Raw genomic sequence first — 14,253 nt, forward strand, 5'->3', positions numbered from 1 at the left:
CGGCTTCCTGTCGGCAGAGAGGGCCGTTATGATGGGCAACGTTTTTTTGCTTCCGAACCTGGAGATTTCCATGAGCAGCGATCTTATCAAACACGTTACCGACGCCAGCTTCGAGGCCGACGTACTGCAGGCTGAGGGCCCTGTACTGGTCGACTACTGGGCTGAGTGGTGCGGTCCTTGCAAAATGATCGCTCCGGTCCTGGACGCTATCGCCGAGGATTACAACGACAAGCTGACCATCGCCAAGCTGAACATCGACTCAAACCCGGATACTCCGGGCAAGCACGGTGTTCGGGGTATCCCGACCCTGATGCTGTTCAAGGACGGCCAGGTTGCAGCCACCAAGGTCGGCGCCCTGTCGAAATCTCAGTTGCAAGCGTTCATCGACGCCAATATCTGAGTCTGTAAAAGCCCCGCATTTGTCGGGGCTTTTCTCATTCTGGTGACTAGACGCCAGAAAAAGCAGGTGTTAAATTCGGCCTCGCATTGTTTCTTCAATGCCCCCTGCACACCGCCGCCGCCTTCCAATTCGAACTTGTGCGCGATCCTGTCGCCTTCTCTGCGGCGCGGCCTCATTAAGCCAGATGCTTAATCTCCCTTCTTACATGATTACCTCAATCCCCTTATGAACCTGACTGAACTCAAGCAAAAGCCGATTACCGATCTGCTAGAAATGGCCGAACAGATGGGCATAGAAAATATGGCCCGTTCGCGCAAGCAGGATGTGATTTTCTCCCTGTTGAAGAAGCACGCGAAAAGCGGCGAGGAAATTTCCGGTGACGGCGTGCTGGAGATTCTCCAGGACGGCTTCGGCTTCCTGCGTTCGGCGGATTCTTCCTACCTGGCCGGCCCAGACGACATCTACGTTTCGCCAAGCCAGATCCGTCGCTTCAACCTGCGCACCGGCGACACCATCGTCGGCAAGATCCGGCCGCCAAAAGAAGGCGAGCGTTACTTCGCACTGCTCAAGGTCGACACCATCAACTTCGACCGTCCTGAAAACGCGAAGAACAAGATCCTGTTCGAAAACCTGACGCCGCTGTTCCCTAACAAGCGCCTGAAGATGGAAGCCGGCAACGGTTCCACCGAAGACCTCACCGGTCGCGTCATCGACCTGTGCGCCCCGATCGGCAAAGGCCAGCGCGGCCTGATCGTCGCCCCGCCGAAAGCGGGCAAGACCATCATGCTGCAGAACATCGCGGCGAACATTACCCGCAACAACCCCGAGTGCCACCTGATCGTCCTGCTGATCGACGAGCGCCCGGAAGAAGTGACCGAAATGCAGCGCACCGTGCGCGGCGAAGTGGTTGCCTCCACCTTCGACGAGCCGCCAACCCGTCACGTGCAAGTGGCCGAAATGGTCATCGAGAAGGCCAAGCGCCTGGTCGAGCACAAGAAAGACGTGGTCATCCTGCTCGACTCCATCACCCGTCTGGCTCGCGCCTACAACACCGTGATCCCGAGCTCCGGCAAGGTACTGACTGGTGGTGTCGATGCCCACGCGCTGGAAAAACCGAAGCGTTTCTTCGGTGCCGCACGGAACATCGAGGAAGGCGGTTCGCTGACCATCATCGCTACCGCGCTGGTTGAAACCGGCTCGAAGATGGACGAAGTGATCTACGAAGAGTTCAAGGGCACCGGCAACATGGAGCTGCCTCTGGACCGTCGCATCGCTGAAAAGCGTGTGTTCCCGGCCATCAACATCAACCGTTCGGGCACCCGCCGCGAAGAGCTGCTGACCGCCGACGACGAACTGCAGCGCATGTGGATCCTGCGCAAGCTGCTGCACCCGATGGACGAAATCGCCGCCATCGAGTTCCTGGTCGACAAGCTCAAGCAGACCAAGACCAACGACGAGTTCTTCCTGTCGATGAAGCGCAAGTAAGCACTCGCTGTAGGCAAGAGCCGGGGAAACCCGGCTTTTTGCTATCTATCTTACGGACTATTCTGACTGGCCCGGTTCGGCGCTACACTGCCCGTCCCGACCGATACGGCCAATACGAGGCTCACGCATGCAGTATCGCGATTTGCGCGACTTTATCCGTGGCCTGGAGCAGCGCTCAGAACTCAAGCGCATCCAGGTCCCCATTTCGCCGGTCCTGGAAATGACTGAAGTCTGCGACCGCACACTGCGGGCCAAGGGGCCGGCACTGTTGTTCGAGCGCCCCACCGGTTACGACATTCCCGTTCTCGGCAACCTGTTCGGCACCCCGGAGCGGGTGGCCATGGGCATGGGCGCCCAGTCGGTGAGCGAACTGCGGGAAATCGGCAAGCTGCTGGCTTTCCTCAAGGAGCCCGAGCCGCCAAAAGGGCTCAAGGACGCCTGGTCCAAGCTGCCGATCTTCAAGAAGGTCGTGGCCATGGCACCGAAAGTGGTCAAGGACGCGCCTTGCCACGAAGTGGTCATCGAGGGCGAGGATGTCGACCTGGGCATGCTGCCGATCCAGCATTGCTGGCCAGGCGACGTCGCGCCGCTGATCACCTGGGGTCTGACCGTCACCCGCGGGCCGAACAAGGAACGGCAGAACCTCGGCATCTATCGCCAGCAGGTGATTGGCCGCAACAAGGTCATCATGCGCTGGCTCAGCCACCGCGGCGGTGCCCTCGACTACCGCGAGTGGTGCGAGAAGAATCCTGGCAAGCCATTCCCGGTGGCCGTGGCCCTGGGCGCTGACCCGGCGACTATCCTCGGCGCTGTCACGCCGGTGCCAGACACCCTTTCCGAATACGCCTTCGCCGGCCTGCTGCGGGGCAACCGCACTGAGCTGGTGAAGTGCCGTGGCAGCGACCTGCAGGTGCCGGCGACCGCCGAGATCATCCTGGAAGGCGTGATCCACCCCGGCGAAACCGCGCCTGAAGGCCCGTACGGCGACCACACCGGCTATTACAACGAAGTCGACAGCTTCCCGGTGTTCACCATCGAGCGCATCACCCACCGCACCAAGCCGATCTATCACAGCACCTACACCGGCCGTCCGCCGGATGAGCCGGCGATTCTCGGCGTGGCGCTGAACGAAGTGTTCGTGCCGATCCTGCAGAAGCAGTTCCCGGAAATCACCGACTTCTACCTGCCACCCGAAGGCTGCTCCTACCGCATGGCGGTGGTCACCATGAAGAAGCAGTACCCGGGGCACGCCAAGCGGGTAATGCTGGGCGTCTGGTCGTTTTTGCGACAGTTCATGTACACCAAGTTCGTTATCGTCACCGACGACGATGTCAATGCGCGGGACTGGAACGACGTGATCTGGGCCATCACCACGCGCATGGACCCCAAGCGCGACACGGTGCTGATCGAGAACACGCCGATCGATTACCTCGACTTCGCCTCGCCGGTCTCGGGCCTCGGTTCGAAGATGGGCCTGGACGCCACCAACAAGTGGCCGGGCGAAACCACGCGTGAGTGGGGCCGGGTCATCGTCAAGGACGAGGCCGTTACCAAGCGGATCGATGAACTGTGGAACCAGTTGGGAATAGATTGATGCAGGTAACCTTGCAGCCGTCCGGAGCCGTACTGGCGCTCAAGCCCGGAGAGAGGATTCTGGAAGCGGCACAGCGCCTGGGTTATGACTGCCCGCAGAGCTGCCGCAATGGCAACTGCCACGTCTGCGCCGCCCTGCTGGTGGAGGGCCGGGTGCGCCAGGACGGTGAAGTCCGCGATCACGGTGAGCTGTTCACCTGCATCGCTGAACCGCTGGAAGATTGCATCCTGCTTTGGGACGGCGTGCTCGCCCTGGGCGAGCTGCCCGTGCGCACGCTGGCGTGCCAGTTGAGCGAGTGCGCCGAGGTGGGTGGCGATGTCTGGCGCGTGCGTCTGCGCGCTCCAGCCGGCAAACCGCCGCGCTACCACGCCGGGCAGTACCTGTTGATCGAGCGCGAAAGCGGCGACAAGGCGGCTTTTTCCCTGGCATCGGCACCGCACGGTGGCCGTGACCTGGAAATGCACGTGCTGGCGCGGGAAAAGAGCGCACTGGATCTGATCGCGCAACTGCAGCGCACCCGCATGGCCCGCATCGAAATGCCGTTCGGCGACACCCACCTCGCCGAATTGCCGGAAGGTCCGCTGGTGCTGATCGCTGCAGGCACCGGCATGGCGCAGATGCACAGCCTGATCGAGCATTGCCGCGTACAGGGCTTCAAGCACCCGGTGCACCTGTACTGGGGCGTGCGCCGGCCTGAGGACTTCTACAGCATCGACGCGTGGGCGCAGTGGGAACAACTGCCGAACCTGTTCCTGCATAAGGTCGTGAGCGACCTGTGTGGCTGGGACGGGCGCTGCGGCTTGCTGCACGAGGCGGTCTGCGAGGACCTCGACGACCTGTCGCGGATCCATGTCTATGCCAGCGGTTCGCCGGCCATGGTCTATGCCACCCTCGATGCCCTGGTGAATGCCGGCATGGATGCGCACCAGATGCGCGCCGATGTATTCGCTTATGCCCCACGCGGCTAACTTGAGTAATAAGGCGCGTTGCAACAGCGCGCCGGTTTATAACCGAGTGTCCAAGTAAGGCTTATAAGCAAACGCCCGCCTTTTAATTATTGCCTGCGCCGCGAAAAAGTATCGCTACACTTGTAATAGTGTCCTTCGATCTTCTGAAACTCCCGTATTTCGCGGTGTTTAGGCGAGCGGGGGCTTGTTTCCGAACCGTTGTCTGCCGTACGGTAAGTGTCTATTGAGTGCGTTGGCTCTATAGTGAGGTACTTCGGTATTTCACGAGGAACTTTGGCGGCGGCTATGTCGGTAATCGAATCTGCACCTTTTCCCCTTGCGTATCCCCCGGTACTTGATTTCGGTCAGCAATTGTCCCGGGAGCAACTTCTCGACTCTGTCCAGCAAACCATGGCCCTGCACCAAGGCGGCCCGGTCTGGCTGTTCGCCTACGGTTCGTTGATCTGGCGCCCGGAGTGCCAGTCCACCGAGCGGCGGCGCGGGCGGGTTCATGGTTATCACCGCGGGTTGTACCTGTGGTCGCATGAGCATCGCGGCACGCCGGAGTGTCCGGGGCTGGTGTTTGGTCTGGACCGGGGTGGTTCGTGCAGCGGGTTCGCCTATCGGTTGCCGGAAGACAAACTGCAGGATTCGTTGCTGGCGCTGTGGCAGCGCGAGATGCCGTACCCTGCGTATCGTCCGCACTGGCTGAATTGCCGGCTGGATGACGGCAGCAAGGTGCAGGCGCTGGGGTTCGTGCTGGAGCGGCATCTGCCGTGCTACGCGGGGAATCTGCCGGACAGCCTGCTCACCCATATCCTCGCCAGCGCCAAAGGGCGCTACGGCACGACCCGCGACTATGTCGAGCAGACCCTGGAAGCGTTGCGCAGCCATGCCATGCCGGACCGCAATCTGGAGGCGCGGTACAGGCGCTGCCATGGTCAGTGATTGAGCCTTGGGGGCCGCTTCGCGAGCAAGCTCGCTCCTACACTGAGTGCCGCTGACTGTAGGAGCGAGCTTGCTCGCGAAGGGCTGCAACGTCGGTTTATCTGACCTTCACCACCAACTTCCCAACCGCCTTGCGCCCCGCCAACTGTTCGATTGCCAACCCGGCCTCGGCCAATGGATAGGTCTTCGACACCAACGGCTTCAACTTGCCCTCGGCGAACCACGCAAACAGTTGCTGGAAATTCGCCGCGTTGTCCGCTGGCTGGCGCTGGGCGAACGAGCCCCAGAACACGCCGAGCACCGCCGCGCCCTTGAGCAGCACCAGATTGGCCGGCAACTCCGGGATTCGACCGCTGGCAAAGCCCACCACCAGCAGTCGGCCGTTCCAGGCCAGGCCGCGCACGGCCTGGTCAAACAGGTCGCCGCCCACCGGGTCGTAGATCACGTCGACACCCTTGCCACCGGTCAGGCGCTTGATCTCGTCTTTCAGGCTGTTCTGGCTGTAATCGATCAGTTCGTCCGCGCCCGCGGCCTTGGCGATTTCCAGTTTCTCCGCGCTACTGGCCGCAGCGATCACCCGCGCGCCCATGGCCTTGCCGATTTCCACGGCCGCCAGGCCAACGCCGCCAGACGCACCCAGCACCAGCAAGGTTTCGCCGGCCTGCAACTGGCCGCGCTGGCGCAGCGCGTGCATCGAGGTGCCGTAGGTCATGCCGAAGGCCGAGGCGGTGGCGAAGTCCATGCCTTCCGGGATGGGCAGCACGTTATAGGCCGGCACCGCGACCTGTTCGGCGAAGCTGCCCCAACCCGTCAGGGCCATGACCCGGTCACCGACCTTGAGCGCGCCGGCATTCTCGCCCGCCGCGGCGACCACCCCGGCGGCCTCGCCACCCGGCGAGAACGGCAGCGGCGGCTGAAACTGGTATTTGCCCTCGATGATCAGGGTGTCCGGGAAGTTGACGCTGGCGGCGTGTACGTCCAGGAGGACTTCATTCTTCTTCGGCGTCGGGCTGGCGACGTCTTCCAGCACCAGATCACGGGCCGGACCATGGGCTTTGCACAACACGGCTTTCATCAGGGCTATTCCTTTGCGGGTGGTGGCCGATAAGTGTAGGTATGCAAGGTGCCGGGTCAACGAGCATGGCCTGGCCTGAATAGGCTGGCATAAGCCCGGGCTTGGGTTTGGCCGGCGCGCTGGGTATGCTGGCGCCAACTGTTTGAGGAGCGAATTCGTGAAAGCGTGGATCTTGATGGTACTGGCGCTGACGCTGCCAGTGGCGGCCATGGCCGAAGAGAAGGAAGAAGCAGCAGCGCCGAAGGTTGCTTACATCAGCCTGTCGCCGCCCCTGGTTGGCAACTATGCCCTCGATGGCAGCCCGCGCCTGCGGGTGTACAAGGCCGATGTTGCGCTGAAGGTCGAAGGCGATGCCGACGCAGCTGCGGTCAAGCACCACGAGCCGCTGATCCGTAACCAGTTGGTGGCACTGTTCACCCAGCAGAGCCTGGACGGCATGAGCAACGTCGAAGCCAAGGAAAAACTGCGTCAGGAAGCCCTCAAGCAGGTCCAGCAGGTCCTGGCCAACGAAGAGGGGCGGCCGGTCGTCGAAGACCTGCTGTTCAACAACCTGATCGTTCAGTAATCACGAGGCCAGGCTGCGGCGGAAACGTGCCAGGGCGATCGCGAAGAATGCCAGGCCGATCGCCGCCAGGGCCAGCAGGTCGGGCCACACTACTGCGGTGCCGGCGTCGCGAAACAGAATCGCGGCGCCCAGGCTGACGAAGTGGGTGGACGGCGACAACTGCATCACCCACTGCAACCATTGCGGCATGCTGTCCAGCGGTGTGCTGCCGCCCGAGAGCAGCAGCATCGGGATGATCACCGGGATCGCCAGTAACCCGAACTGCGGCGTCGAGCGCGCCAGCGTGGCGAGAAAAATCCCCAGCGCCGTGCTGGCGAACAGGTACAGCGCCGTCACCCCCAGAAACAGCGGCAGCGAGCCGGCCAACGGCACGCCCAGCGCCCACTTCACCACTACCTCCAGCGACACCCAGGTGCACAACACCACCACCAGCAAGTTGCTGCCGATCTTGGCGAGCATGATTTCCAGTGCGGTCAGCGGCAGCACCAACAGGTGATCTAGGGTGCCGTGCTCGCGCTCGCGCAGCAGGGCGGTGCCGGTGAGGATGATCGCAAGAATGGTGATGTTGTTGACGATCTGGATCACCGCCAGGAACCAGCCGCCTTCCAGGTTCGGGTTGAACAGCGCGCGAGGCTCCAGCAGCGCCGGGCTGCGGCTGCTGCTGCCGGCAGGGCTGGCGTAGTCCAGCAACTCGCGTTCGAAGATCCGCCCGATATAGCCGGCGCCCATGAACGCCTGGCTCATGGCCGTGGCATCGACGTTGATCTGCAATTCCGGCGAGCGCCCGGCCAGCAGGTCGCTCTGGAAATTCACCGGAATATTGATGACGAAGGTGTACAGGCCGCTGTCCAGACTGCGGTCGAGCTGGTCGTAGGCCAATGGCACGGCGGCCTGGAATTCCGGGGGCTGCAGCGCTTCGGTCAGCTTGCGCGAGACCAGGCTCTGGTCCTCATCGACCACCGCGACGCTGGCGTTGTGCACGCCGATCACCGAGCCCGCCGCTGGCATGTAGATCGCCACGCTGAAGGCGTAGAGCAAGAACAGCAGCAGGACGCTGTCGTGGCGCAGGCTGGTCAGCTCTTTCAGACCCAGGCGCAGAATGTGGGCAAGACGCTGCATCAGGCCTCCTGTTTCTTCAGCATGATCAGGCTGAGCCCGGTGAACCCGACGAAGAAGCCGAGCAGCGCCAGGCATTGCGGCCACAGCTCGCGCAGGTCCAGGGCCTTGGTGAAGGTGCCGACGGCGATATCGAGGAAGTAGCCTGCGGGGAACAACTGGCCCATCAGTGCGGCGGAGCCATCGAGGGATGAGCGCGGCACGATCAGCCCGGAGAACTGGATGGTCGGCAGGCTGGTGAGGATCATGGTGCCGAGGATCGCGGCGATCTGGGTGCGGGTGAAGGCCGAGATCAGCAGGCCGAGGCTGGTGGTCGCCAGCAGGTACAGCACACCGCCGCACGCCAGTGCCAGGGCGCTGCCCTTGAAGGGTACGCCGAACAGCCAGCGGTTCATCGCCACCAGCAGCACCAGGTTGACCAGGCTCACCGCCAGGTACGGCGCCTGTTTGCCGAGCAGGAACTCAAGGCGGGTCAGCGGCGTGGCGTAGAAGTTGGTGATCGAGCCCAGCTCCTTTTCGCGGACGATGCCGAGGGCGGTGAGCATGGCCGGGATGAACGCCAGAATGAGCGCCATGACCCCGGGCCCGATGGCGTTCACGCTGACCACATCCTGGTTGTAGCGAAAGCGCGTCTCCAGCTTGACCGCTGCCTGGCGCGGCTGCGCCGGGCTGCTCAGCGCCGCCAGTTGTTCGAGATTGGCCTGATGCACCGCTTCGACATAGTTGCGGCTGGTTTCGGCGCGGAACGGCATGCCGCCGTCGAGCCAGGCCGCGACCACCGGCTGGCGACCGGCAAGCAGGTCGCGGCCGAAGCCGGGGGGAATCTCCAGGGCCAGCTTGATCTCCGAGCGCTGCAGGCGCTGGTGCAGTTGTCGCGGATCGCGGATTGGCGGCTGCTCGGCAAAGTAGCGCGAGCCACGGAAGGCTTCGAGATAGGCCCGGCTTTGCGGGCTCTGGTCTTGGTCGTAGACGGCGAAGGCGAGGTTTTCCACATCCAGCGAAATGCCGAAGCCGAAGATCACCATCATGAACAACGCACCCAGCAGGGCGAACGCCAGGCGCACCTTGTCACGCAGCAGTTCCTTGCCCTCGCGGCTGGCCACGGCGACCAGCCGGTTCAGGCTGAAACCCCGGCGAGGCGGCGGACTGGCGGGAGCCGCCGGTGTGTCGAGATTGGTTGCGGGCGTCTCGGGCGCGCCGCCCTGGGCGTGTTCCAGGCACATGACGAAGGCGTCTTCCAGGGTCGCGCCGCCGTACTGCACCTGCAAGGCGGCCGGGGTGTCGCAGGCCAGCACTGAGCCTGCGTGCATCAGCGAGATGCGGTCGCAGCGCAGCGCCTCGTTCATGAAGTGGGTCGAGAGAAAGATGGTCACGCCTTGTTCCCGCGACAGCTCGATCAGCAATCGCCAGAAGTCGTCGCGGGCGGCCGGGTCGACGCCGGAGGTGGGCTCGTCGAGGATCAGCACTTCCGGACGGTGCAGCACCGCCACGGCCAGCGACAGACGCTGGCGCAGGCCCAACGGCAGAGCGCCGGACTGCTGGTCGGCGACGTCGCCGAGGTCGAAGCGCTGGATCAGCTCGGCGATGCGCGGCGTGCTGTCGGCGGGTTTCAGGTCGAACAGCCGCGCGTGCAGTTCCAGGTTCTGGCGCACGCTGAGTTCGCCGTACAGCGAGAAGCTCTGCGACATGAAGCCGACCCGCTTGCGCGTGGCCAGGTCCTTGGCGTCCACCGCGCGACCGAGCAGGGTGGCGCTGCCTTCGCTGGCCGGCATCAGGCCGGTGAGGACTTTCATGGTGGTGGTCTTGCCGCAACCGTTGGAGCCAAGGAAGCCGAAAATCTCGCCGCGACCGATGGCGAAGCTGACCTTGTTCACGGCGGTGAAGTCGCCGAAGCGCAGGGTCAGTTCGTGGGCTTCGATGGCGATGCTCGCGTCGCCGGTGTCCCGCGGCGGGATGTGCAGCGGCTCGGCGTTGTGGTGGCTGTCGCCCTGGAAGTAGGTGAAGGCTTCGTCCAGCTTGCCGCTGGGCGTGACATTGGCCAGCTCATGGCTGGCGCCGGCGCCGATCAGCCGGCCGCGGTCGAGCATGAGGCAGTGTTCGAACTGTTCGGCCTCTTCCATGTAGGCCGTTGCCACCAGCAGCGTCAGTTGCGGGCGTTGCTGGCGCACATGCTCGACCAGCTCCCAGAAGCGCCGCCGCGACAGCGGGTCGACACCGGTGGTGGGCTCATCGAGGATCAGCAGATCGGGCTCGTGGATCAGCGCGCAGCACAGGCCGAGTTTCTGTTTCATGCCGCCAGACAGTTTGCCCGCCGGGCGCTCGGCGAAGCGCGCGAGGTCGGTGGCCTCCAGCAGCGTGTGCATGCGCGCGTCGCATTCGGCGCGGGACAGGCCGAACAGGGTGGCGAAGAAGCGGATGTTCTCGCTGATCGACAGGTCCGGGTACAGGTTGCCACCCAGGCCCTGGGGCATGAAGGCGATGCGCGGGTACAAGCTGCTGCGGTGCGAACGCTTGCCGATCGGGCCGCCGAGCACATCCAGTTCACCCTGCTGCAGCCGTTTGACCCCGGCGATCAGCCCCAGCAGGCTGGATTTACCCGCTCCGTCCGGGCCGATCAAGCCGCAGCGGGTGCCGGCGGGCAGGTCGAAGGTGATGTCATGCAGGGCCTCCAGCGCGCCATAGCGGTGGCGGATGCCCCGGGCTTGCAGGGCCAGCCCGTTCATTGCAGGTTGGCCGGCCAGTCCACGGTGGCGGTGCGCACATAACCGGCGCCGGGCATGCCGGGTTTGGCCTGGGGCACGGCGTCGGGGGCGGTCAGGCGCAGCTTGACCCGGAATACCAGCTTCTGCCGCTCGTCGCGGGTTTCCACCTGCTTGGGTGTGAACTGGGCCTTGGCCGCGACGAAGCTGACTTTCGCCGGCAGCGTCTGGTCGGGCAGGGCGTCAAGGACGATCCGCGCCTCGTCGCCGATGGTCAGCCGGCCAGCGGTGGAGGCGGGCAGGTAGAGGTTCATGTATTGGTCGCTGGGGTCGATCAGCAGCAGCACCCGGCCACCGGCACCGAGCACTTCGCCCGGCTCGGCCAGGCGCAGCTGGATCACGCCATTGATTGGCGCGCGCAGGCTGCTGTCGTCGATTTCGCTGGTCAGTTGCGCGACCTGGGCTTCGGCGGCGCCAATCGCCGCCTTGATCGCCGCAAGCTGTGCCCGCGCGGCGACCACCGCCGAGTTACTGGTGTCGAAGCGCGCCTGTTGCTGGTCGAGCAACTGCTGGCTGGCGTATTTACGCTGGAACATCTCGCGGATGCGCTTCAGCTCCTGGCTGGCGAGCAGTTGTTCGCTCTGGCGCAATTGCACGTTGGCCTGGGCGGCGGCGTAGTTTTCGCGGGCGCGGGTCACTTCGGCTTCGGCCTGGGCGCGCTGGGCTTCGAGGGTTCGGGTATCGATGCGGGCGAGCAACTGGCCGCGGCTGACTTTATCGCCTTCATCCACCAGTACTTCGGCGAGGCGCCCGGGCACCTTGCTGGCGATCTGGACTTCGGTGGCTTCGAGCCGCCCGTTGCCCATGGCCAGGCCTTCGGGCAGGCGGTCATGCAAGGATTTCCAGTAGCCCAGGCCACCGGCCGCCAGCAATAGCGCGATCAGCGCGCCGGCGAAAATCTTGGGGCTGTGTTGACTCATCGACATGGTCCTGCATCCTGCTACGTACGCGTCAGATTGTGACGTCCCACCAGCCTTGGCGGTTTGATTCGCGTCAAATGAGTCCCGATCCTACGCTGATCAGCGGAGATTGAGTATTGCTGCCCACTGTTCGGCTGTGACTGGCATCACAGACAGGCGACTGCCTTTCTGCACCAGCGGCAGTTCGGCGAGGGCGGTTTGCAGCTTCAGGTAGCCAAGGCCCAGCACCTTCGGGAAGGTTTCCACATGGGCGACGTCCACCGCGCTCCACGGGTTCTTGTCGGCATTGGCCTTGGGGTCGTGGTAGTGGCTTTGCGGGTCGAGGGCGGTCGGGTCGGGATAGGCCGCGGTGCTGATCCGGGCAATACCGGCGATGCCCGGCTCGGGGCAACTGGAGTGGTAGAAGAAAAACTCGTCGCCCACCGCCATGGCGCGGATGAAATTGCGCGCCTGGTAATTGCGAACCCCGTCCCAACGCGCTTCGCCGAGCCGGGCGAGGTCTTCGATAGAGAGTTCATCGGGTTCGGATTTCATCAGCCAGTAGGCCATGGGCTCAGCTCCAGTCAGTCTCTGAAACAACCTGTTGCATCAAACCGACAGCCGGTTGGCGTCAAGGTTTGCTTGTGGACGAGTGTTGTCGGAAAATGCGCCAAATTTTAAGCTCGACGCTGCTGCACGGCCTATAAAAAGAACCGTCGCGGACATCGTGATCAGTTTGCCTTCGGGGGGCAATCGATGAATCGCAAAAAACCGGACCTGCTCTGGATTCTAGTTTTCGTGTTTGGTCTGGGCGTTGTCACGACCGGTTATGCGCAAAGTTTCTGGGAACGCAAAGTTGAAACCGCTTATCAGCAGATGCCGGTGAATCCCGCTCAGCGTTGATGCCGCGGCGCCGTTCAGTGCGCCAGATACCAGCTTTTATCCGACACAGTGCCTTGTAGCGGCACGTCCCAACTGGCCTGCGTCAGGCGTTCCACCTTCTGGCATTCATGGGCCAGCCCCAGCAGCAGGGGTTTTTTCCAGGCCTTGCGCCGGCCTTGATACGCCAGGCTGCGATCATAGAAACCGCCGCCCATTCCGAGGCGACCACCCAACTCATCGAAACCCACCAGCGGCAGCAGGATCAGATCCAGCGCCCAGACCGGGCGTTGCCGCGCCAGGCTGATGGTCGGCTCGGGGATGCGAAAGCGGTTGGGCCGCAGCTTTTCGCCCTGTTCGAAGCGCTGGAACGCCATCTTGGTCCTTGGCCAGGCATGCAGCACCGGCAGGTAGGTACGCTTGCCACGGCGTTGGGCCTCGCGCAGCAGCAGGCGCGGGTCGATTTCGCTGTCGTTGGGCAGGTACAAGGCGATGTGTCGGGCGCGACGGAACAGTGGATGCTGTGCCAGTTGCCGATACAGACCACGGGCGGCCTGACGTTGCTCGGCAGGGCTCAGTGCGCGGCGGGCATCACGAAGCAGGCGGCGAAGTTGAGGGCGGGTAAGCGGCGCGGTGTCGGTCATGGCACGGGCGATCCCTGGGGGCGATCATCACGCGGTGATGTCGCGGGTGCAGGCGCGCAAGGAAGATAAAGGCGCATGCAGATAGAAACAGGCTCCCCGACGAACCGCTGTCGGTGTAGCCCTTGAACCCGAAAGTTCAAGGTGGAGATTGCAGGGGGCGTTAAGGCTTTCCGTCAAGCGGACATGCACACCGGCCCCAACGTGCAACCCCCGTGGTTGTGCGTATCGGCTCAGGGACATGACCGACTGGCAAGCACTCCAGGGAGTGGGCGGGAGTATACAGAAACTCAGTTGGCTTTTGTATCCGCGTCGTCGATCAGGGCCTGGTCGACGCGGTCGAGCAGCTCGCGTACCTGCTCACGGGTGGCGCCGCCGCTCTGGGCTTCCGGGCGCTCTTGATTGTGCAAAAGGTCGTGGGTGATGTTCAGCGCGGCCATCACGGCGATGCGGTCGGCGCCGATCACTTTGCCGCTGCTGCGGATCTCGCGCATCTTGCCGTCGAGGTAGCGAGCGGCGCTGACCAGATTGCTGCGTTCTTCCTGCGGGCAGATGATCGAATACTCTTTGTCGAGGATCTGCACGGTGACGCTATTGGTAGAACTCATGAGTCTTGCTCCAGGGACTTGAGCCGCGAAATCATCGATTCGACCTTATGTCGCGCGATTTCGTTTTTTTCAATGAGGTGGGCGCGCTCCTCGCGCCAGGATTTCTCCTGCTCGGATAGGAGTGTGTTTTGCCGTTTTAGTTGCTCGACCCGCTCAATCAGCAGTTCGAGTCGGCTCTTCAGCGTTTGCAGCTCATTATCTTGCATTGCTCGCCACTCGATTCGGTCTGACTGTGACTGTCTGGCTACTGCGCCTCATGCGCCGGAATTGCCGCGTCGATGGTCTTGGCGCGCCTGCCGGTGCTAGGATACAAGGCCTTCATTCTAGTCATTGCGCC

Annotated in this window: 15 protein-coding genes and 1 other RNA gene; 7 read left to right on the forward strand and 9 right to left on the reverse strand. The window is 63.3% G+C overall.

Features of this window, described 5'->3' with window-relative positions:
• Positions 1–70: 70 nt before the first annotated feature.
• The 5 genes from trxA to DM374_RS16040 all read left to right on the forward strand — a co-directional run bounded on the left by trxA (position 71) and on the right by DM374_RS16040 (position 5,374).
• Positions 71–400, forward strand: a complete 330-nt coding sequence (trxA, locus tag DM374_RS16015; protein WP_110970778.1) for a thioredoxin TrxA — start codon at positions 71–73, stop codon at positions 398–400.
• A 225-nt stretch (positions 401–625) separates the two neighbouring features.
• Positions 626–1,885, forward strand: coding sequence for a transcription termination factor Rho (gene rho, locus DM374_RS16025; protein ID WP_110970741.1), 1,260 nt, complete (start codon positions 626–628; stop codon positions 1,883–1,885).
• Between the two features lie 127 nt (positions 1,886–2,012).
• On the forward strand, positions 2,013–3,479 hold the full coding sequence (gene ubiD / locus DM374_RS16030) for a 4-hydroxy-3-polyprenylbenzoate decarboxylase (protein WP_095156443.1): 1,467 nt from the start codon (positions 2,013–2,015) through the stop codon (positions 3,477–3,479).
• Positions 3,479–4,447 (forward strand): CDP-6-deoxy-delta-3,4-glucoseen reductase, encoded by a 969-nt coding sequence (locus tag DM374_RS16035; protein WP_110970742.1) that lies wholly within the window; start codon positions 3,479–3,481, stop codon positions 4,445–4,447. The genes ubiD and DM374_RS16035 overlap by 1 nt, the downstream gene beginning before the upstream one ends.
• A gap of 285 nt (positions 4,448–4,732) precedes the next feature.
• Positions 4,733–5,374, forward strand: coding sequence for a gamma-glutamylcyclotransferase (locus tag DM374_RS16040; RefSeq protein ID WP_110970743.1), 642 nt, complete (start codon positions 4,733–4,735; stop codon positions 5,372–5,374).
• 97 nt (positions 5,375–5,471) lie between these two features.
• Here the strand turns inward: DM374_RS16040 and DM374_RS16045 are convergent, their stop codons facing one another.
• On the reverse strand, positions 5,472–6,449 hold the full coding sequence (locus tag DM374_RS16045) for an NADPH:quinone oxidoreductase family protein (protein ID WP_110970744.1): 978 nt from the start codon (positions 6,447–6,449) through the stop codon (positions 5,472–5,474).
• Positions 6,450–6,606: 157 nt separating this feature from the next.
• On the opposite strand from DM374_RS16045, the gene DM374_RS16050 reads away from it, so the two are divergent.
• The gene (locus tag DM374_RS16050; RefSeq protein ID WP_110970745.1) at positions 6,607–7,014 is read left to right on the forward strand and encodes a flagellar basal body-associated protein FliL; all 408 of its coding nucleotides are present in this window, start codon (positions 6,607–6,609) and stop codon (positions 7,012–7,014) included.
• On the opposite strand, the gene DM374_RS16055 is transcribed toward DM374_RS16050, so the two are convergent.
• The 4 genes from DM374_RS16055 to DM374_RS16070 all read right to left on the reverse strand — a co-directional run bounded on the left by DM374_RS16055 (position 7,015) and on the right by DM374_RS16070 (position 12,358).
• Positions 7,015–8,133, reverse strand: a complete 1,119-nt coding sequence (locus DM374_RS16055; RefSeq protein ID WP_110970746.1) for an ABC transporter permease — start codon at positions 8,131–8,133, stop codon at positions 7,015–7,017.
• Positions 8,133–10,853, reverse strand: coding sequence for a ribosome-associated ATPase/putative transporter RbbA (gene rbbA / locus DM374_RS16060; protein WP_110970747.1), 2,721 nt, complete (start codon positions 10,851–10,853; stop codon positions 8,133–8,135). Before rbbA ends, DM374_RS16055 begins: the two co-directional genes overlap by 1 nt.
• The gene (locus tag DM374_RS16065; RefSeq protein ID WP_110970748.1) at positions 10,850–11,809 is read right to left on the reverse strand and encodes an HlyD family secretion protein; all 960 of its coding nucleotides are present in this window, start codon (positions 11,807–11,809) and stop codon (positions 10,850–10,852) included. Before DM374_RS16065 ends, rbbA begins: the two co-directional genes overlap by 4 nt.
• A 99-nt stretch (positions 11,810–11,908) precedes the next feature.
• Positions 11,909–12,358 (reverse strand): EVE domain-containing protein, encoded by a 450-nt coding sequence (locus DM374_RS16070; RefSeq protein WP_095156436.1) that lies wholly within the window; start codon positions 12,356–12,358, stop codon positions 11,909–11,911.
• Positions 12,359–12,544: 186 nt separating this feature from the next.
• Between DM374_RS16070 and DM374_RS33485 the strand changes: the two genes are divergently transcribed.
• Positions 12,545–12,691: a hypothetical protein gene (locus DM374_RS33485; RefSeq protein WP_175652615.1), complete on the forward strand. Its 147-nt coding sequence runs from the start codon at positions 12,545–12,547 to the stop codon at positions 12,689–12,691.
• A 14-nt stretch (positions 12,692–12,705) separates the two neighbouring features.
• Here the strand turns inward: DM374_RS33485 and DM374_RS16075 are convergent, their stop codons facing one another.
• The 4 genes from DM374_RS16075 to DM374_RS16090 form a co-directional block, all read right to left on the reverse strand.
• Positions 12,706–13,311 carry a 5-formyltetrahydrofolate cyclo-ligase gene (locus DM374_RS16075; RefSeq protein ID WP_110970749.1) on the reverse strand — a complete coding sequence of 202 codons (606 nt, stop codon included), beginning with the start codon at positions 13,309–13,311 and terminating at the stop codon, positions 12,706–12,708.
• 89 nt (positions 13,312–13,400) lie between these two features.
• A non-coding RNA gene (ssrS, locus tag DM374_RS16080) (6S RNA) lies at positions 13,401–13,579 on the reverse strand.
• Between the two features lie 19 nt (positions 13,580–13,598).
• Positions 13,599–13,916 carry a cell division protein ZapA gene (locus tag DM374_RS16085; protein WP_095156434.1) on the reverse strand — a complete coding sequence of 106 codons (318 nt, stop codon included), beginning with the start codon at positions 13,914–13,916 and terminating at the stop codon, positions 13,599–13,601.
• Positions 13,913–14,122, reverse strand: a complete 210-nt coding sequence (locus DM374_RS16090; RefSeq protein WP_095156433.1) for a TIGR02449 family protein — start codon at positions 14,120–14,122, stop codon at positions 13,913–13,915. The genes DM374_RS16085 and DM374_RS16090 overlap by 4 nt, the downstream gene beginning before the upstream one ends.
• Positions 14,123–14,253: the final 131 nt, after the last annotated feature.

The organism is Pseudomonas huaxiensis (genome assembly GCF_003231275.1).
Taxonomy (GTDB): Bacteria; Pseudomonadota; Gammaproteobacteria; order Pseudomonadales; family Pseudomonadaceae; genus Aquipseudomonas; species Aquipseudomonas huaxiensis.